Source organism: Sporanaerobacter sp. PP17-6a (assembly GCF_900095615.1).
Taxonomy (GTDB): Bacteria; Bacillota; Clostridia; order Tissierellales; family Acidilutibacteraceae; genus Acidilutibacter; species Acidilutibacter cellobiosedens.
This window is the reverse complement of the sequence record NZ_FMIF01000016.1, coordinates 62,240-80,464: the sequence shown is the minus strand read 5'-3', so window position 1 is coordinate 80,464 and position 18,225 is coordinate 62,240. Positions and strand designations below refer to the sequence as shown.

Here is an 18,225-nt window from a genome sequence, read left to right as displayed (position 1 = left end):
TTATATTCCTCCTAATTTATTAATCATTTGTACAAGTCTGTGAAGTCTATTGATCTCTTGGTATCTCTTCCTCTATATGAGAACTATCCAAACTTTCTTCCTCTGTAAAGGTCTTGGATGCATCTTCCTTCTGTGGGTTTACTTTGTATATATAATTTTTAGGTGTATAGAAATCTGAAGTAATAAGCTCTTTTTTTGTTACTTCCCCATTTTTTGAAACAACTTTATAGGTTTTCACCTTGTACCCGTTTCTACCTTTTTGAACCAGCTGTTTAGTCCCCGGTTTTAATGAAGTATCAACAACCGTCTCTTCTTGAGCCTGAACTTTTTCAACCGGATCTGAAACTAAATCAATATCATAGTCTTTAACATTTCTATCTCCATAAATATATACATATACTCTGCTGCCGGAAACTCTCGTATAAATATATATGGGAAAATCAAATTCATTCTGAAATTTCAAATCCAAATATCCATATGAAACCGCCGCATCATGGCCGTAATTTACATAGGTCGCCGGTATGGAATGATGATGCCTTTCCATTATATTTATATCGGCACGGACCAAAGCATTATAAAGGGTTGTAGACATCTGGCACACTCCGCCTCCCACTCCGGGAGTAAACTCTCCCGATACTATGACATTTGCCTCCTTATATCCGAATTTTTTGTCCCTCGGGCCTGTAATATTATTAAAAGAAACGGATTCTTTAGGCATAATCACTTTATTATTTATTGATTTGGCAGATATAGTAATATTCTCGATTCTATCCCTGCTGCTCCCCTTGAAAGAAGTGGAGAATTCCCCGATAACACCGTTTATCCTTGACAGAAGAGCTTTGGTCTTCGTCGGAACTGATTGTTCAACATCAATGGTTATTTCCTTTAAATCATTCATATTGTTTTCAATATCTTTAATCAGTTTTTCCGTATTTACTTTTCTTCCTGTTGTTTCTTCCGTAATTGAAAAATTTTTTCCGTTAAAAGAAATATCGGCATCTTTTCCTTCCATATCTATAGCCTGAGCAATTCCTTCAACTGTTTTTTTTATCTTCTGGGGATTATATGTCCATTGAAGCTCTATTTCTGCACCATGTTTTTTAGTATCATATATATCCCTAATTCTTTTTAAAACAGAACCGCTCCTTCCAATATTGTGTCCTTCTTCCACTCCCTTTTTATAATCATAATTAAATTCCAAATCTTTCAACATGATTTTATACGTCTTATTTTCATATCTCAGAGTCATATTTTTTTCTTCTATTTGTTTTTCCAACTTGTCCTGAAGAAATTTTAAGGCTTGTTCCTCATTCATATTTCCTACGTCATAGTTGTTAATCTTTACCCCTTCATATATTGTTTTAGTATTCAACTTAGAATATAAAACAAAAAATTCTATTCCAAATATTATAACTATAATTCCAAGTATAATCAAAAGCATGTTTTTTATTTTTGTTTTTTCCATGACAAACCTCCATCTTTTCTATATTGCTTTTACTAAAATTATGATATGTATTAAAAGGAAAAAACAGAAGATAAAATTTATTTCTCCCAGTATAATTCAATATGATCTCCATCTTTTAATCTTTCCATATATTCGGGAGTTTTATTATTTAATTTCAAGATTAATCTTCCCTGGGGGTTTTTCAAATCAAAATCTATATAATCAAAAATATCAACAAAAACAAACTCACTTTTATTATATTCAAACTCTTCTTTCTTGCCATTGATATTTAGATATATCTTTTTATGTGAAGAATTTTTGTCTTTATCGTCCAAATTAAAATCTTTCGTCAAAATTACGTCATTATCTTTCAGTAAATAATTTTCATCAGCTTTTTCTCCATTGACATAAAGCTCTAAATTTGAATCCGTTAAATTCATATACTGAATCAAATCTCTTAGATATCCTATTTCTTTATATTCAATTTTATCCTCATCTTTTATTTTAATATTTTCTTTGATTGGTATATCATTAACTTTTACATCAGAAATCAAACTTATCTCCCTTTTATTTAAAGTTACCATTCTTCCCATTGGAATACAATCAAAAAGATATACTTCTTTTTTCTTGCCCTTCATACTTTTGGTAATATTTATTTCATCATTATTTCTAAGAACCGTATTCAAATTTGCAATTTTATCATTTACATATATAATCGAAGGAACGCCGGCTTCTCCTTTAATAACTTTCTTGTTTCCATTTACATAAAAAGAAGTTTCTTCTCCCATATAGGGAATTAAATCTCTGGGATCAAAATTAACGAGAATAAGTACATCAGAAACCTTTATATTTTCCGTATTAAAAATTCTTATTTCTTCCCTATTCAAATAAACTTTTAAGAAATTCTGGTTTGTATTATTTATTCCTTCCATTGCAATTCCTATTGGAGTAATAATGTCAGGCCCTTTCAATCTTCCTGTTAATCCTTCAACATTATCTATAGAGTCCGCATTTTTAACAACTACTCTTTCCTTGGGAATATTTAAATATCCGCTGATACTCTCCTTCAAATTAGGGAGCTGACTGCTTCCCCCAATAAGGAACACCGCACTTGGGGCTTTCCCGTTATATTCAAGTATCTTTTCACTTATTTCTTTTGCCAAATAATTTATAGTATCTGATATGGAACCGATTATTTCCTCCGTTGAAATCTTATGGGTAACGCCTACAACATCAGAGAATTCATGCTTGTCTTTCTTGTTAAGTTCAATTTTCAGTTTTTCTCCTGAATTGAAATCTAAAAGATAAGTCTTGCATAAACCCTCGGTTATCTCGTCTCCGGCTATGGGAATCATGGCATAAGCTATTATCTTGCCGTCTCTTGTTATGGCAATATCGGATGTTCCCGCTCCAATATCCACAAGAGCTAAATTTAAAAGCCTTAAACTCTCGGCTATAGCAACATTAATAGCTGCAATTGGCTCCAAGGTTATATTTTCAACTTCCAGCCCCGCCTTGATTACTACTGAATAGAGGCTGTCCACCACTATTTGAGGAAGAAAAGTAGCAAGAATTTCAGCACCCATAGTGCTCCCCTTATGTCCCTCCAACTTTTCCATATAAACACCATCTAAGTAATAACTCATTACACTATATCCCACACAATAATATTTTAATTTTTCTCTGCTTTTCTCCTTGTCTATATATTCCTGAGCCCTCTGAATACTTTCCAGTTCCAACGCTCCAACCATATTTTTATCTATTTCCATTGTAGCATCAATATCTTTATCCAATCTTACTTTTTGAGATATCAATGACCTTCCCGCAGCAGCTATAGAGGCTTTTTTTAGCTGAATCCCCAATTTGCTTTCCAAATCCTTTTTAATTTCAGTAACAATTTTAGTTACCCCTTCAATATCATGGATTTGTCCGTCATACATATTTCTTCTGTTATGTTCCATAATGGAATTTGCGAGTATGGTAAATTTACCATTTTCCGTTATTTTTCCTACTATACCTATAACAGTTCTTGTTCCTATGTCCAAAGAAAATATTAAATCATTCATCCCTTTATCAAAAGTTAGCATTGAAAACAATCCTTTCTTTTTTATAATTTCTCTATAGCGAACATTCTCATGTGAAATTATTCTCTGATATTATCTTTGTAATAAAGGCAGTATTCATTTATAGGACAGATTTCACAAGAAGGCTTTCTCGATTTACATATTCTTCTGCCATGAAAAATGAGAAGATGGTGTGCCTTAGACCACATTTTCTTATCTATATTATTCATCAACTGCATTTCCGTCTCGTATACATCGTTGCTATCCGCCAGGCCTATTCTGTTTGATACTCTAAAAACATGAGTATCCACAGCTATAGCATCCTTTTTGTAAGCATTTGAAATAACCACGTTAGCTGTTTTTCTTCCGACTCCGGGCAGTTTCATCAATTCATCTCTGTCATCAGGCACCTGCCCATTATATTGTTCTTCTAACATCTTACATGTACCTAAAATATTTTTGCTTTTATTCTTATAAAATCCGCAGCTTTTTATCTTTTCCCCAAGCTCTTCTTCAGAAAGAGATAAAAAATCTTTAGGGCATTTATATTCTTGAAACAATTTTTCTGTAACTTTGTTTACCTGTTTATCCGTACATTGAGCTGAAAGAATTGTTGAAATAAGCATCTCAAAAGGATTTGAAAAATTTAGTTCGGATTTTGCTTCAGGATATGTGTTTTCTAAAATATTCAACACAGTCTTTATTTCTTTATCTGTCAATTTTTTATTCATATTTATCACCTACAATATTTCAATATTATAATCAATAATTTCCATTCTGCTATCTCCATCTATAAATTTTATTATATTGGAAACCATTTGATTAGCATGATTTGTATTATTCGTAACACAAGCAAAGCCTATTATTGAGACCTGCCAGCTATCGTTTAAATCTAATTCGGCAATTGATACATTAAATCTGGATTGAATTTTCCCTATTATGCTTTTAATAACATGCCTTTTATCCTTTAAGGAGTTCGATTCAAATATTTGTAACTTTAAGGTACAAGCACCTATAACCATTTTTGCCTCCTCACATATGTTTATTACTCTATATATTATAATTATATATTAGACTATTTATGAAAAAAATAAAAGAGGGGATTTCCCCTCTTTTTAATTACCCAATTATATGCATTTTATTCCCGACTTTTTCAAAGGCATCTACCGCCCTATCAAGCTGCTCTTTAGTATGAGCGGCCGTTACCATACATCTCACCCTTCCGGTTCCCCTCGGAACTGTAGGAAATACTATTCCTGATACAAATACTCCGTTATTAAATAATTCCCTGCTAAACTCCATTGTCTTCGATTCTTCTCCTATTATTACAGGAGTAATCGGAGTTTGGCTATGGCCTGTATTAAATCCTAATTTTCCGAGTTTTGCTTTGAAGTATTTGGCATTATCCCACAATCTATCTGTATATTCGGTAGATTCCATAAGCATTTTAATGGCTTCAATGATAGCACCTACTGCTGCGGGAGGGAGAGATGTACTGAACAATACAGGTCTTGCCCTATGATTTAGCCATTCATACATAGTATTGCTTCCTGCTACATAACCTCCCAATACTCCTATAGCCTTAGACAAAGTTCCTATAGAAAAGTCAATTCTTCCATGAAGTCCAAAATGATCAACCGTTCCTCTTCCGCTTTCTCCCAATACTCCGGAACCATGAGCATCATCCACATAAGTCATTGCCTCATATTTTTCAGCTAATTCTACTATCTCCGGAAGTTTAGCAATATCACCATCCATGCTGAATACTCCATCAGTGATAATAAGTATATTCCTGTATTTATCCCTATTGGTTTTAAGTACCTCTTCCAAGCTGTCCATATCCGAATGTTTAAAAATAGTTTTTTTAGCTTTGCTCAATCTTGAACCGTCAATAATGGAAGCATGATTTAACTCATCGGAAACAATTAAATCTCCTTCTTCGGTTATGGCTTGAATAGTTCCTGCATTACAATTAAATCCCGACTGATAAACAAATGCTGCTTCTTCCCTCTTAAATTCAGCAAGAATTTTTTCAAGTTCTTCATGAATATCCATGTTTCCTATAATAGTCCTTACGGCTCCGGTTCCTGCTCCATATTTTTCAACAGCCTCAATAGCTGCTTTTTTAAGCCTTGGATGATTTGCAAACCCCAAATAATTGTTGGAAGAAAGATTAATAACTTTTTTTCCGTTAAGCATTACTTCCGCATCACTTGGGCCTTGAAGTACCGGTAATTTTCTATAAACACCTTGATCCTTAAGTTGTTGAATCTTTTCCTTTAAAAATTTAAGTTCATGAACATTTTCCATCTTTTTTCCTCCTTAAAATAAAAAGGTTTTCAATACTCTAAAAACAGTATATCACAAACTCTCATATTTTTTAATAAATATCATATTTTAAAATATCTTAATAATTTTTCTATTTCATCAATATCAATTCTATCCTTTATGCCATCGCCAATAATTTCTTTTCCTAATTTCTTATCTATATTTAGCAGACTCCAATATATATATTTTCTAAGATTAAAATCGATATTATTTAAAGACAAAAGCTCTTTCAAGAAAGAAACATTTTCTCCTTTTTTCATATTCCCCAAGGCTATAATTGCATTTCTCCTCAAAGTATTTCTTCCTACCCAGCTTCCCGCCATATTCCCGTATTCATTTTTAAATTCCCTATTGGATATCTTAAAAAGTTCTTTTATATCTATATAACCCTTTGTCCTTAAAGGCAGGAATTCCTTATTAGAACTTTCCTCCGCATATTTATTTTTAGGACATACCAATTGGCAAACGTCGCATCCGTATACGTTGATCCCCATTTTCTTTCTCTGCTCATAAGGAATATCTCCTTTGGTCTGAGTAAGATAGGATATGCATTTCTTAGGATTTAACCTATATGGAGCTTCCAATGCCCCTGTAGGACAAGCTTTTAAACACAGATTACATTCTCCGCAGTTATATCCTTCAATTATTCCATCTTCTTCAATATCCAAGTCAGTCAGAATATATCCTAAAAAAATAAAGGAACCAAATTTTTCATTGATAATGGTACAATTTTTCCCGTAATATCCTAAACCGGATTTTTTAGCAATTTCTCTGTCTACAAGAGGACCCGTATCTGCAAAATAAGAATAATTAAATTTTACTTTTTTCTCCATTTCTTCAATAAGTTTTTTCATCTTATTATTTAAAACTTTATGATAATCCAATCCCCATGAGCATCTGGAAAGCTTTCCCTTTAAATCAGTATTTAAATTTTCATTATATTTTATATTATATGAGAGAGCAATGGCTATAATACTTTTACAATCGGGAAGTATAATTTTAGGGTTTATCCTTCTCTCTATATCTTTTTCTTCAAATTCCGTCGAATATCCTAAATTTTTTCTTTCCATAATAAAATCCTTAATATCAATTAAAGGACTGCTATCCGTAAATCTTATCATATCAATATTAAGTTCTTTTGATTTATCCATTATATATTTTTTTATATTCATATCCATTCCTCTCTAAATTTTTTTAATAATATTATAACATAAACATATATGATTTAATTTTGCATAATTTGACTATACCTTACAAAGAACAATATGGTATAATTATTTTTAGTAATAGAAGAAGGAGTAATGAGTATGCTTAATTTTAGAAAAAGTATCGTAAAAAGATTTGATTTTGTTCTCTTCATCACCGTCATACTTCTATGCATATACGGTCTTGTAATGATATCAAGTGCAACTAAAAGTTTTGAAACCAGCCGTTTTATAAAAGTACAAACTATTTCTATGATATTAGGAATCTGCTGCATTATAATATTGGTAATAATGGATTATAGAATATTAGGCAAATTGTATATTCCAATTTATGTGTTTTGTAACATACTCCTTGTTGCGGTACTTATCTTCGGAACAGGAGATGAATCATGGGGAGCAAGAAGTTGGCTAAGCATAGGCGGATTTCAATTTCAGCCTTCGGAAATCGTAAAAATCGGATTAATTATATCAATATCAAAATTTATAGATAATAACAAAAATGATATAAATAACCTCTGGACATTATTAAAAATTTTATTGTTCGCCGGAGTCCCCATATTCCTCATATATAAACAGCCGGATCTCGGAACTGCCTTAGTATTTGTGTTTTTCATAATAATAATGCTTTTTATTGCCGGGCTTAATATAAAATACTTTGTATACACCATCATTGCGGGAGTTATAAGCCTCCCTATATTATGGTTTTCCTTAAAGAGCTATCAAAAAAACAGGATTTTAAACTTTTTAAATCCGCAAAATGATACAAGCAATACCGGATATCAAGCATGGCAATCAAAAATAGCCGTGGGGTCCGGAAAAATACTGGGAAGGGGATTGTTTAACGGGGTTCAGACTCAATTCGGATTCATTCCGGAAAAACAAACGGATTTGATATTTGCGGTTATAGGGGAAGAACTCGGACTTGTCGGTGGGCTGGTTCTTATTGTACTTTTCGGTATTATGATGTACAGACTTGTAAAGATTGCCAGGAATACTACCGATTTGTTCGGTTCCTTAATGGTAACAGGAATAACCGCAATGCTTTTCTTTCATATATGGGAAAATATAGGTATGACTATAGGCTTAATGCCTATAACAGGTATTCCGCTTCCCTTTATAAGCTACGGCGGGACTTTCCTTTTGGTAAATATGATTTCTATAGGAATTGCTTTAAGCGTAGGGGTTCATAAAGAAGGTCTGAATTTTTAATAAAAAAGGCTTCCATCGAATTATTAATACATTGAGGAAGCCTTTTTTTAGTCTCATCTTATAACTTTTCTATTAAATGTGTACATCTAATTTTTGCCATATATAATTGAAATAATGCCTGAATTCCGGTGATTCTCTACATTTCATGGGTGTTCTTATCCCATCGGGGCAGGTTAATTTTATATCGATTATTTCTTTTATTGTAGCCGGTCTGTTAGTAAGTACTACTACTCTATCAGCAATAGAAATTGCTTCCGATATGTCATGAGTTACCATTAATGCTGTTTTTTTCTCTTTTTTTAGTATTATTCCTACTTCATCCGCAATAGCCAGCCTCGTTTGATAATCGAGAGCTGAAAAAGGTTCGTCCAATAGAAGTAACTCCGGTTTTACAATCAGAGTTCTTATAAGAGCGGCTCTCTGTCTCATTCCTCCTGATAATTGCCTTGGATAGCTGTTTTTAAATTCCGAAAGTCCGTAAGCATTCAACATTTTTTTTGCTAACTCCTTGTCCTCATCACTTACTTTCCCCTGAATTTCCAATCCTATTAACACATTTTGAAATATTGTTCTCCATTCAAAAAGATGATCTCTCTGAAACATATACCCTATTTTTTCAGTTCTTCCCGAAAGTCTTTCCCCGTTAATAAATACTTCCCCTTTAGTCGGTTTTATAAGTCCGGCAATAATTGACAAAAGAGTAGACTTTCCACATCCGCTTGGTCCAATAAAAACTACTATTTCCCCTCTATATATATCTAAATTAATATTATCAATGACTTTCGTTTCACCTTTTACAGTATGATAGTTCATACTTATATCTCTTATTTTTACAATCTTATTTTCATCCATCGGCATCTACCTCCTTTATGTCAGTACAAGATACTTTATAGTATTCATTTAAAAGTCAATATGTGAATGGGTTGTTAAGTCATTTGGAAATTTAAAATAAAATATCTTCAAAGTGGATATAAAACTAATGTTGTAATATAATTAAATTAGTTATAAAAGTGAAAAGGAGGGTTTTTATGAAAATAGTAATATTGGAACCTTTGGGAATTCCTGAAAAAGAAATCAAAGATATCGGGAAAACTCTCACAGATAATGGTCATGAAATTATATCTTATGAGGATAAAACCGATAATATGGATATCTTGAAGAAAAGAGCGGAAGATGCTGAAGTTCTGATAATAGCAAATATGCTTTTAAAAAGAGAACTTATATTATCTTGTCAAAAACTTAAGATGATTTCTGTAGCATTCACCGGAGTTGATCATGTTGATTTGGACGCCTGCAAGGAAAAAAACATTACCGTATGTAATTGTGCAGGGTATAGTACTCAAGCCGTTGCGGAATTGGCTATCGGATTAATGATAAGTTTAATGAGAAATATCGTCCCTTTAGATGAAAAAACTAAGGAGAATAAAACAAAAGAGGGGTTCACGCAAAAAGAAATTTTCGGAAAAACATTGGGAATAATAGGTACAGGCGCTATCGGAAAAAAAGTTGCGGAAATAGGCGCTGCTTTAGGATGCAATATTTTGGCTTATAACAGAAGTGAAAAAGAAGATGTTAAAAAGCTGGGAGCAAAATACGTAGAGCTGGATACTCTGTTATCCAATAGTGATATAGTTTCAGTACATTTGCCTTTAAATAATAGAACTCGCGGACTTATCTCAAAGGAAAAGCTCGATCTAATGAAACCCGATTCCATTCTTATCAATACCTCCCGGGGCCCTATTGTAGACAATAAATCATTGGCTTACAAACTTAAAAGAGGAGAAATAGCCGGTGCCGGAATCGACGTGTTTGATATGGAACCTCCTTTGCCAAAGGATTACTGCCTTTTAAATGTACCTAATACCGTTCTCACTCCCCATATAGGGTTTGCATCGGAAGAAGCGATGGAAAGAAGAGCCAAGATAGCCCTCGCAAATATTTCAAAATGGATTGAAGGCAATCCTCAGAATATAATAATCTAAAAATGCATCAATTTATTTGGTTATGAAAGGAGTTTCTTATGAAAAACTATTTACGGTTTCAATCCTCTGCAATTCTCCTTTCCCCCGAAAGGGATGAGGATCTGTATTTTATATTTAATAACGGAAAAATTGCAGTAAATAAATCAAAAAAAATCATAAAAATACCTACCGGAAAAGATATCTCAGAAATGGGATTGAATATCAAAAATCCTATGTATATCGGTTCCTTTGACAATATAAATTGTTTTGGAGGGACATGCGAAAATATCCCTTCGGGATTTAAAAATTTAGAAGCCATAGGATTAAGGGAATTAAGTTACCTTGTTGAGAAAGAACTTTATTTAATAGCAGCCAAAGTATTTCTTTTGATTAATTGGGAAAAAGATCATAGATATTGCGGAAGATGCGGAAGCTTAATGGAAAGGAAGAAAAATAAAAACGAAAGAGCCTTGATATGTCCAAAGTGCGGATTCACTACATGGCCCAGAACGTCTCCGGCAATCATCGTAGCTGTTACCAAAGAAGACAAGCTTCTTCTTGCCCACAATAAAAATTTTGAAAACGGGAGGTACAGCGTTATAGCAGGATTTGTTGAAATGGGAGAAACCTTTGAGCAATGCGTTAAGAGAGAAGTATTTGAAGAAACGAGAATAGAAATTAAAAATATTAAATATTTCGGCAATCAGCCTTGGCCTTTTCCCAACTCCATGATGATAGGATTTACCGCAGAATATTTAAGTGGAGAAATAAAGGAAGACGGCGATGAAATAGTCACAGCCGGCTGGTTTAGAAAAGAAGAAATATGCGGAAAATACAACAAATCAAATAGTATCGGATCTCAGCTCATAGAAAATTTTATAAATACCCATTGAATGAAACAAGGAAAAACACAAGGGGACGGTTCTTTTGTGTCGCACAAAAGAACCGTCCCCTTGTGTTAGTTTTTAATCCTTAATTGCTGCCTGAATACATAGATCTTCTTTATATCTGTTTCCCACAGCGGGATTTACTTCTATATCCGGAGCAGTCTGAACTTCTTCGTTTATGGTATAGTCCGGATTGAGACACAGAAGACTTGAATATCTTACAATAGCCCCGCTGTTTGGAAGAGAAAAAATAATGGGATCTGGCCCTATCCCGTCTCCCCCCGTTCTTTCTCCGATAAGAGTCGCAAATTTACTTGCTTTAGCAAAAGAAGCAAACCCATCGGAAGAAGAATAAACCGCTTTATCTATCAGCATATATATCTTCCCCTTAAAGTTTATGCTGTTATATGGCTTTATTACAGCTGTAGAAATTTCATAATTTTTAAACTTGGTCTTTACTTCTTGGGGCATCTTATTTAAGATTTCTGGTGAAATTGATGAAATATCTCTAAATTCAGAGCCCATTGAATCATAAATTTTCTTATTATATTCTCCTCCTCGTTCAAACATATAGTAGTTGACAGATAAAGGTTTAAAGGTTAAAGGCTTAATTATATTTTCTATCCAATAATAATCCGAACCTCCACCGTTTCCTCTTATATCAATAATCAATTTGTCATAATCTTCTATTTTATTATAAAACTTTTTTATTTCTTTTCCGTCTTCCTCAATTCTTTTGGGATCCATCAATCTGATCTTTAAATATGCTACTTTGTCGGGAACAATTTTATCTGTTTTAAAAGCAGGTTTGGTACTGCTGAAAAGTCCATCGGAGCTTTCATCCTTCAAAGAGTCCTCACTGAAACCATACCACTCCATGGATTTTTTATTTGTAAGTACATTAAACCATGGCTTTCTACTATCCATATCTTTATATACACTATAAAAATCGGGAAAATTTTTTTTAAATAAGACATTAGTATGCCCGTTATGCAATTCACTTAATATGCTGTTCAGTTCTTCCATGAAATCTTCATTGTTCTTTGTGTTCTCAATTCTTGATTCATATATTTCTTTATTTTTAAGCCAATCTACTCCGTTAACTCTTTTGTTCACTTCAAAATAAGGATAATTTTCCTTAAGTATGTTGTACATGTATTCAAAGTCTTCCATCTTTTCCTGAGAAGTAAGTTCCTTTTTCCCATAACTGATTCCTGCATTTTCACCAGAACATCCGGTCAAAAAAACAGATATCAAAATAAAGATCATAATAAAGTTTACAAATACTTTAACGCTTTTCCCATTCATCAATAAGGCCTCCCCTTTACAACAAATCAAACAGTATCGGATCTCAGCTCATAGAAAACTTTATAAATACCCATTGAGTGACACAAGAGAACCGTCCCCTTGTGTTAGGGCCTCCCCTTTAACAATCACATTACTTTTATTATTTTTCTTTAGGATATATGGAAATATCTCCGGAACTCGTTGTTATATCTATGTTATTATTGCCTTCTCCCGTTTTTCCTACTAATCTGTGTTCTTCTTTACTTACTACAGATAAGGGAAAATTACATTCTATTTCTCCCGAAGCTCCGACGGCATTTAGATTGAATTTTGAATTATTTGGAAGATATACCTTCACATCCCCCGAGCTGCTGACAACGGCAATATCCCCATTCAGTTCCTTATAGCTTACGGAAATCTCCCCGGAACTCGTTGCCGCGTTTAAAATCCCTTTCATATCTTCTATGGTCATGTCACCCGAACCTGACTTAAATTTTATATTACCAGCATTGACACTTTTTATATTTCCGTCTCCCGAAGATGTTTCCAATGTCACAGTATCCGAATTTATATTTTTTAAATTTATGTCTCCGGAACTCGTAGCAATATTTATGCTCTTAACATTCATCTTTTCTCCGGTTATATCTCCAGAAGAAGTATTCATCTCAAATTTCCCATTGTATTCCTTTGGAATATAAATATCTAATTTTAAGTCTGAATAATTGCTATAATTACTATAGTAAGAATCGGTTCCCTTATTTTTTACATCGATATAAAGGGTACTTCCCGATTTTTCAGATGTCATGGAAGGGATATTTCCGGAACCTGATTTTATCTTTCCGTTGAAATGAATCCTTATATTATCTCTGTCTTCCGGAATCAGGTTTATATCAACAAAGGAAGTTCCAATATCTATCTTTTCAATTCCTTTTATATCTTCAAACTTTTCATGATCTATACTGTTTGATTTCAAATCTAACTTTTCATCTCCTGATTTTAAATTAACTCCAGAAGGACTTACATTGACAACATTGTCCCCTTCATCATCGGTAACATGTACTCCCGATAAACCTACGTTTACTTTTACACCATCTGCATCAACATTGATTATGCCTGGAGCAACATCTATATTCTCGCCTTTAAAATCATGACCTCTCTTCCCTTCAGAAAAATTGAGTGATAAAAAACATATTCCAAAGGATACAAGAGTAATTCCCAAAATTATTAAAATTATTTTCTTCATACTCATTTTCATTCCTCCTATTTTTTTATAACATTAATATTCCACTTCAAATATTTAACGGCCAATTTATAAAACAATTTGCTTAGATAAAATGTTCCGATTATAATCATTAATCCCAAGCCAACAATTCCGATTCCAAAGAAAATATAACTAATACGATTTACTCCCAAATATATTTCTATTGGGAAAAACGAGCCGAGCGTAATATTAAAAATAGTTTCCATCCCCCCCAGTATAAGACTTATAGATATTCCATATAGCAATACCAATACAAAGAACGACACCACAGTCGGCCCCAAGACTATAATAAAATTAAATATTCCAAGTGCAGTAGCAGAAAGAATGGCTTTAAATAAATTTTTAGTGGAAGGATCATTTTCAGCTTTCTCTATAGTTGAATTAGCTTTATACATCTTAGCGATGCTCTTTGGATCTCCCAGTTCAACGCATATTTCCTCCTCACTCTTCCCTTTTGACTCCCCAATCTGAAAATGTTCCTCATAATCATATATAATATCATCTGTTTCTTCTTGGGAAAGTCCTTTAATGTTAGATCTCAATATACCTATAAATTCTTTTTTATTCATGGAAATTCCCCCTTATTAATTCATTTACTCCATTTATAAAATGACTCCATTCTTCTTCAAGCTTATTAAAGGTTTCCTTCCCCTCTTCAGTAATTCTATAATACTTTCTGGGAGGCCCCTCCTGGGATTCGGCCAGATAAGTATTTACATAACCGCCATCTTTTAATCTCTTTAATAGAGGATATATAGTACCTTCTGATATATCAATATATTCACTTATATGTTCCACAAGTTCATATCCGTAATAATCTCTTTTTATAAGCATAGAAAGAACACACAGTTCCAAAACACCCTTTTTTAATTGAATATTCATAATTTTCTCCTTTGCTTTATATAACTATATTATATACTACGCTACCTTGCATTGCAATATAGCATTTAAAAATAATCCATCAAAATATTATTTTTAAATTTTTACCTAATAATTGTTAATCTATGGATTGATATGAAAAATTTTATCAATCTGACTTTGAATCCATTCAATAACATTCTTTTTATTTTTATTATTACTCGGTAACTTGTCCCACAAGTTGTTAAAATAATCTTTATGGGCTTGTACTATCATGGGTTCATCAATTAAAAAATCTGATGCTAATTCACTGCTAAAATCATCATATCTATTATTAGTATCTATCATCAAAAAATTTCTTCCCTTTGTTAAAAATTTATAATCTTGATAATTCTCTTCAGGTTTATCATCTATTAATCCTATTTTATAATTATCATAATTTTTTAAATTAAAAATTGTATTGTTTAAATACTCAACTATATAATTTTTATTCGGTTTTAACGTACTATTTTTAAAAAAAGGTTTATCTTGGAAAGCCATATCCATTAAAAATTTCTCTACATCTTCTTTTATATATATATCTTTATAATTATAATATTTTATTTGATATTCAAACATTTTTAACTTTTTTTCATGACCAGACAGTCTATAATTGAATTCTTCGCAAGTATATTCCAAATCATACAAAAATTTTTCATAAGTATTCATAGAAATATTTAAATCATTAATCATTTCGCCGTACATGAATCTATCGCCAAATTTGAATTCATTACCAAAATATATTTCATCATATTTATTTTTATTATTCAAACGTGCCGTAATTAAAGGAACAGAATAAATAATCAGTTCATAATAACTTTTAACAAACATTTCAATTGTTGAATTACTTTCAAAATAAAAAGAAGTATCTATTTGTGCAAAAGGATCATTTCTAAAATAAATAAAAGCACTTATTTTAGGTAGAATAACCATTTCAGTCACAGGGTCTGATGGACTATTTCCCCTAAAATAATACATAGAAAAATTTCTGTAATTAATGAGTTCTCTAACAAAATTGAGTACTTTTATGGTTCTTACATTATCTTCATACAAAAATACGTTAAATACTATTTGCCAAGAATTATCCAAAAGCTTCTTTAAGATATTTTTGAATTTTTTAACTATCTCTTTAGAATTTAAAATACCGTCAATGCTTCCTCCTAAATTGAATAAAATTGGTTCACTTAGCCAACCATCTAATTTAGAAGCCTTATCTAGTTTATCCAATATTTCTTCTATAGCATTTTCCCCTCCATTTATAACTCTGTCCTTAGAAGACAATGATTTAGTTTTAATTTCATCTCTTAGCCCCATTTCCATTAACTTGCTTTTACAATAATCGTTTTTAAATGAATTGTTTCCTCCATTAGATAATAAAATTTTTGTTTTCTTATTCTGTTCAATAGAAAACTGCTGAGAACAAATAAACAAATTCATTAATCTTTTTTTAAGTGTCTCATTTTTATCACATTTATCGCCACCTATTACTAACAATAAATTCTGCAATTTTCCAAGTCTATAGGAATCGTTTTCTACGATATCTGATATGTAAGCCACAATATTATCAATATGGTTGGAATCGTAAGGAGGTATTCTTATATCATTAGCCCATCTGCTGACAAGGGAAGAATCCACATTTATTGCCCTTGCTAATTTACTGTAATTAATATCGAGAGTAGATAAAACCAGATTTAAACATTTGCCAAATTTAAGATTTTGATTCACACATATTCCTCCTAGCACATATATTCTTATATTTATAAATTTGTAAAACATTTTAATTATATATTAATTTTAACAATCCCTTTTTACATAAAAAGATATAGTTCGACAAATAACATAATATTGTCACTGACATTTAGTTGTCATTATTATGAAAAGGTTTTTATTAGAAAAAAACATTAAGGAGGCACTTTTTTTTGAAACACATCTACGGAAAGTTCACATTAAAATTTTAACTTTCTTATCGGTTATAAAAAAGGACTTTATTAAAACATAGAACATTTCATTTCTACATGAATAATATAAATTGAATACTTAATTTTGGTATAAGAGAGGAGAGGCTAACTATGAGCACTGTATCAAAAGAACATATGGAATATATGGATAGAAGAAAAAAGAGAAAAAAACTTATAGTATTTACTCAATTATTAATCCTGATTTTGTGCCTTTCAATTTGGGAAATTCTTGCAAGATTAAATATTATAGATACCTTCTTAACCAGCTATCCTTCGGAAATTTGGGCTCAATTCATCAATTACGTTAAAAACGGAGATCTATACTACCATGTAGGAATATCTGTCATGGAGACCATAGCCGGTTTCGTATTTGGGACTATATTAGGTGTAGTAATTGCTATTGGTCTATGGTGGTCGGATTTTATGGCAAGAGTATTAGATCCTTATTTGGTCATTCTTAACAGTCTTCCTAAAACTGCTCTTGCCCCTATAATGATTTTATGGGCAGGCGCAGGATATTCAGGAATAATAGTAACAGCCATTACAGTATCTATCGTAGTAACCATTATGAATATTTACTTAAGTTTTCAAAATGTAGATGAAGATAAAATTAAGCTGTTAAAAACATTTGGGGCTACAAAATTTCAGATACTTAAAAAAGTGGTATTTCCATCAAGTATTCCAACAATTATAAGTACTCTTAAAGTAAACATAGGATTATCATGGATAGGAGTAATTGTAGGAGAATTCTTAGTGTCAAAAGCAGGTATAGGATACCTAATAGTATACGGCGGGCAGGTATTCAAATTGGATTTAGTTATGATGAGCGTATTTATACTTGCAATAATTTCAGCCTTTATGTATCAAATAATTGCAATATTGGAAAATAAGTTTATGAAATGGCAGCAATAACAATAAGCAATAAAAAAATCCCTATAAAGGGATTTTTCTATTGTTTGGTAATTATAATAACTCCATTTTCAGTTATTGCAATAGTGTGTTCATACTGACAAGAAAGCTTTCCATCTTTAGTTCGTGCAGTCCAGTTGTTGTTATCTATAGTACAATGGTAAGTCCCCACATTTATCATAGGCTCGATTGTAAATACCATTCCCGTTGTAATCCTCGGCCCTCTTCCGGGACGTCCAAAATGGGGTACTTGTGGTTCTTCATGCATTTCCTTTCCTATTCCGTGTCCTACAAAATCTCTTACCACTGAGAAACCTTGGGCTTCTACATAAGACTGAATTGCATAGGATATATCTCCTATCCTATTCCCTGCTACAGCCTTTTCTATCCCTATATAAAGTGATTTTTCAGTCACTTCCATTAGTTTTTTTGCCTCTTCGGAAATATTCCCTACCGCATAGCTCCACGCAGAATCGGCAAGCCATCCGTTTAAATTAACTACCATATCAACGGTAACAATATCTCCGTTTCGGAGCGGCTTTTTCCCGGGAAATCCATGGCATATTTCATCATTTACAGATGTACAAGTAGCAAAGGGATACCCTTGATATCCTTTTTGCTCCGGCGTGGCTCCGTTCTTTTTTATAAATTCCTCTGCGAATTTGTCAATATCATAAGTAGATATTCCCGGCCTAATCATCTTTTTAATTTCTTTATGACAATTTGCCAATATTCTTCCCGCCTTCTGCATTTTTTCAATTTCATTTTCAGTTTTTAAAATTATCATATATATGTACTCCCTTTCAATTTATACTT

Annotated in this window: 17 protein-coding genes; 4 read left to right on the top strand and 13 right to left on the bottom strand. The window is 32.2% G+C overall.

Annotated elements, in window-relative coordinates; genetic code table 11:
• Window positions 1–46: 46 nt before the first annotated feature.
• From PP176A_RS08205 to queG, 6 genes are all read right to left on the bottom strand, one after another.
• A complete protein-coding gene (locus PP176A_RS08205; protein ID WP_083381867.1) occupies window positions 47–1,465 on the bottom strand; it encodes a VanW family protein in 1,419 nt (472 codons plus the stop codon).
• A gap of 77 nt (window positions 1,466–1,542) precedes the next feature.
• Window positions 1,543–3,531: a cell division protein FtsA gene (locus tag PP176A_RS08200; RefSeq protein WP_071139985.1), complete on the bottom strand. Its 1,989-nt coding sequence runs from the start codon at window positions 3,529–3,531 to the stop codon at window positions 1,543–1,545.
• A gap of 56 nt (window positions 3,532–3,587) precedes the next feature.
• Window positions 3,588–4,238 (bottom strand): endonuclease III, encoded by a 651-nt coding sequence (gene nth / locus PP176A_RS08195; protein WP_071139984.1) that lies wholly within the window; start codon window positions 4,236–4,238, stop codon window positions 3,588–3,590.
• A gap of 9 nt (window positions 4,239–4,247) precedes the next feature.
• Complete coding sequence (locus PP176A_RS08190) at window positions 4,248–4,529, bottom strand: DUF503 domain-containing protein (RefSeq protein ID WP_071139983.1); 282 nt, start codon at window positions 4,527–4,529, stop codon at window positions 4,248–4,250.
• A 97-nt stretch (window positions 4,530–4,626) separates the two neighbouring features.
• Complete coding sequence (locus PP176A_RS08185; protein ID WP_071139982.1) at window positions 4,627–5,817, bottom strand: glycine C-acetyltransferase; 1,191 nt, start codon at window positions 5,815–5,817, stop codon at window positions 4,627–4,629.
• 80 nt (window positions 5,818–5,897) lie between these two features.
• Window positions 5,898–7,007 carry a tRNA epoxyqueuosine(34) reductase QueG gene (queG, locus tag PP176A_RS08180; RefSeq protein ID WP_083381866.1) on the bottom strand — a complete coding sequence of 370 codons (1,110 nt, stop codon included), beginning with the start codon at window positions 7,005–7,007 and terminating at the stop codon, window positions 5,898–5,900.
• Window positions 7,008–7,142: 135 nt separating this feature from the next.
• Between queG and rodA the strand changes: the two genes are divergently transcribed.
• Window positions 7,143–8,249, top strand: a complete 1,107-nt coding sequence (gene rodA / locus PP176A_RS08175; protein WP_071139980.1) for a rod shape-determining protein RodA — start codon at window positions 7,143–7,145, stop codon at window positions 8,247–8,249.
• A gap of 72 nt (window positions 8,250–8,321) precedes the next feature.
• On the opposite strand, the gene PP176A_RS08170 is transcribed toward rodA, so the two are convergent.
• Complete coding sequence (locus PP176A_RS08170; RefSeq protein WP_071139979.1) at window positions 8,322–9,101, bottom strand: ABC transporter ATP-binding protein; 780 nt, start codon at window positions 9,099–9,101, stop codon at window positions 8,322–8,324.
• 176 nt (window positions 9,102–9,277) lie between these two features.
• Here PP176A_RS08170 and PP176A_RS08165 point away from each other — a divergent pair, with 176 nt between their 5' ends.
• Complete coding sequence (locus PP176A_RS08165; RefSeq protein WP_071139978.1) at window positions 9,278–10,231, top strand: 2-hydroxyacid dehydrogenase; 954 nt, start codon at window positions 9,278–9,280, stop codon at window positions 10,229–10,231.
• 38 nt (window positions 10,232–10,269) lie between these two features.
• Window positions 10,270–11,103, top strand: a complete 834-nt coding sequence (nudC, locus tag PP176A_RS08160; protein WP_071139977.1) for an NAD(+) diphosphatase — start codon at window positions 10,270–10,272, stop codon at window positions 11,101–11,103.
• 72 nt (window positions 11,104–11,175) lie between these two features.
• Here nudC and PP176A_RS08155 read toward each other — a convergent pair whose 3' ends face one another.
• The 5 genes from PP176A_RS08155 to PP176A_RS08135 all read right to left on the bottom strand — a co-directional run bounded on the left by PP176A_RS08155 (window position 11,176) and on the right by PP176A_RS08135 (window position 16,267).
• Window positions 11,176–12,405: a S41 family peptidase gene (locus PP176A_RS08155; protein ID WP_083381865.1), complete on the bottom strand. Its 1,230-nt coding sequence runs from the start codon at window positions 12,403–12,405 to the stop codon at window positions 11,176–11,178.
• Window positions 12,406–12,544: 139 nt separating this feature from the next.
• Entirely contained in the window at window positions 12,545–13,633 is a 1,089-nt protein-coding gene (locus PP176A_RS08150) for a DUF4097 family beta strand repeat-containing protein (protein WP_071139976.1), read from the bottom strand.
• Between the two features lie 11 nt (window positions 13,634–13,644).
• Window positions 13,645–14,214: an HAAS signaling domain-containing protein gene (locus PP176A_RS08145; RefSeq protein WP_071139975.1), complete on the bottom strand. Its 570-nt coding sequence runs from the start codon at window positions 14,212–14,214 to the stop codon at window positions 13,645–13,647.
• Complete coding sequence (locus PP176A_RS08140) at window positions 14,207–14,527, bottom strand: PadR family transcriptional regulator (protein ID WP_071139974.1); 321 nt, start codon at window positions 14,525–14,527, stop codon at window positions 14,207–14,209. Before PP176A_RS08140 ends, PP176A_RS08145 begins: the two co-directional genes overlap by 8 nt.
• Window positions 14,528–14,647: 120 nt before the next feature.
• Window positions 14,648–16,267 carry a hypothetical protein gene (locus PP176A_RS08135; protein ID WP_071139973.1) on the bottom strand — a complete coding sequence of 540 codons (1,620 nt, stop codon included), beginning with the start codon at window positions 16,265–16,267 and terminating at the stop codon, window positions 14,648–14,650.
• A 344-nt stretch (window positions 16,268–16,611) separates the two neighbouring features.
• Between PP176A_RS08135 and PP176A_RS08130 the strand changes: the two genes are divergently transcribed.
• A complete protein-coding gene (locus PP176A_RS08130; protein WP_071139972.1) occupies window positions 16,612–17,412 on the top strand; it encodes an ABC transporter permease in 801 nt (266 codons plus the stop codon).
• Window positions 17,413–17,449: 37 nt separating this feature from the next.
• Here PP176A_RS08130 and map read toward each other — a convergent pair whose 3' ends face one another.
• Window positions 17,450–18,196: a type I methionyl aminopeptidase gene (gene map / locus PP176A_RS08125; protein WP_071139971.1), complete on the bottom strand. Its 747-nt coding sequence runs from the start codon at window positions 18,194–18,196 to the stop codon at window positions 17,450–17,452.
• Window positions 18,197–18,225 lie beyond the last annotated feature (29 nt).

Bases quoted from the DNA above. Each gene is read 5' to 3' on its own strand.
- PP176A_RS08190 (WP_071139983.1), bottom strand. From the start codon at position 4,529: ATGGTTATAGGTGCTTGTACCTTAAAGTTACAAATATTTGAATCGAAC.
- PP176A_RS08165 (WP_071139978.1), top strand. From the start codon at position 9,278: ATGAAAATAGTAATATTGGAACCTTTGGGAATTCCTGAAAAAGAAATC.
- nth (WP_071139984.1), bottom strand. From the start codon at position 4,238: ATGAATAAAAAATTGACAGATAAAGAAATAAAGACTGTGTTGAATATT.
- PP176A_RS08155 (WP_083381865.1), bottom strand. From the start codon at position 12,405: ATGAATGGGAAAAGCGTTAAAGTATTTGTAAACTTTATTATGATCTTT.
- PP176A_RS08185 (WP_071139982.1), bottom strand. From the start codon at position 5,817: ATGGAAAATGTTCATGAACTTAAATTTTTAAAGGAAAAGATTCAACAA.
- rodA (WP_071139980.1), top strand. From the start codon at position 7,143: ATGCTTAATTTTAGAAAAAGTATCGTAAAAAGATTTGATTTTGTTCTC.
- PP176A_RS08205 (WP_083381867.1), bottom strand. From the start codon at position 1,465: ATGGAAAAAACAAAAATAAAAAACATGCTTTTGATTATACTTGGAATT.
- PP176A_RS08150 (WP_071139976.1), bottom strand. From the start codon at position 13,633: ATGAGTATGAAGAAAATAATTTTAATAATTTTGGGAATTACTCTTGTA.
- PP176A_RS08140 (WP_071139974.1), bottom strand. From the start codon at position 14,527: ATGAATATTCAATTAAAAAAGGGTGTTTTGGAACTGTGTGTTCTTTCT.
- map (WP_071139971.1), bottom strand. From the start codon at position 18,196: ATGATAATTTTAAAAACTGAAAATGAAATTGAAAAAATGCAGAAGGCG.
- nudC (WP_071139977.1), top strand. From the start codon at position 10,270: ATGAAAAACTATTTACGGTTTCAATCCTCTGCAATTCTCCTTTCCCCC.
- PP176A_RS08200 (WP_071139985.1), bottom strand. From the start codon at position 3,531: ATGCTAACTTTTGATAAAGGGATGAATGATTTAATATTTTCTTTGGAC.
- PP176A_RS08130 (WP_071139972.1), top strand. From the start codon at position 16,612: ATGAGCACTGTATCAAAAGAACATATGGAATATATGGATAGAAGAAAA.
- PP176A_RS08170 (WP_071139979.1), bottom strand. From the start codon at position 9,101: ATGGATGAAAATAAGATTGTAAAAATAAGAGATATAAGTATGAACTAT.
- queG (WP_083381866.1), bottom strand. From the start codon at position 7,007: ATGAATATAAAAAAATATATAATGGATAAATCAAAAGAACTTAATATT.
- PP176A_RS08145 (WP_071139975.1), bottom strand. From the start codon at position 14,214: ATGAATAAAAAAGAATTTATAGGTATATTGAGATCTAACATTAAAGGA.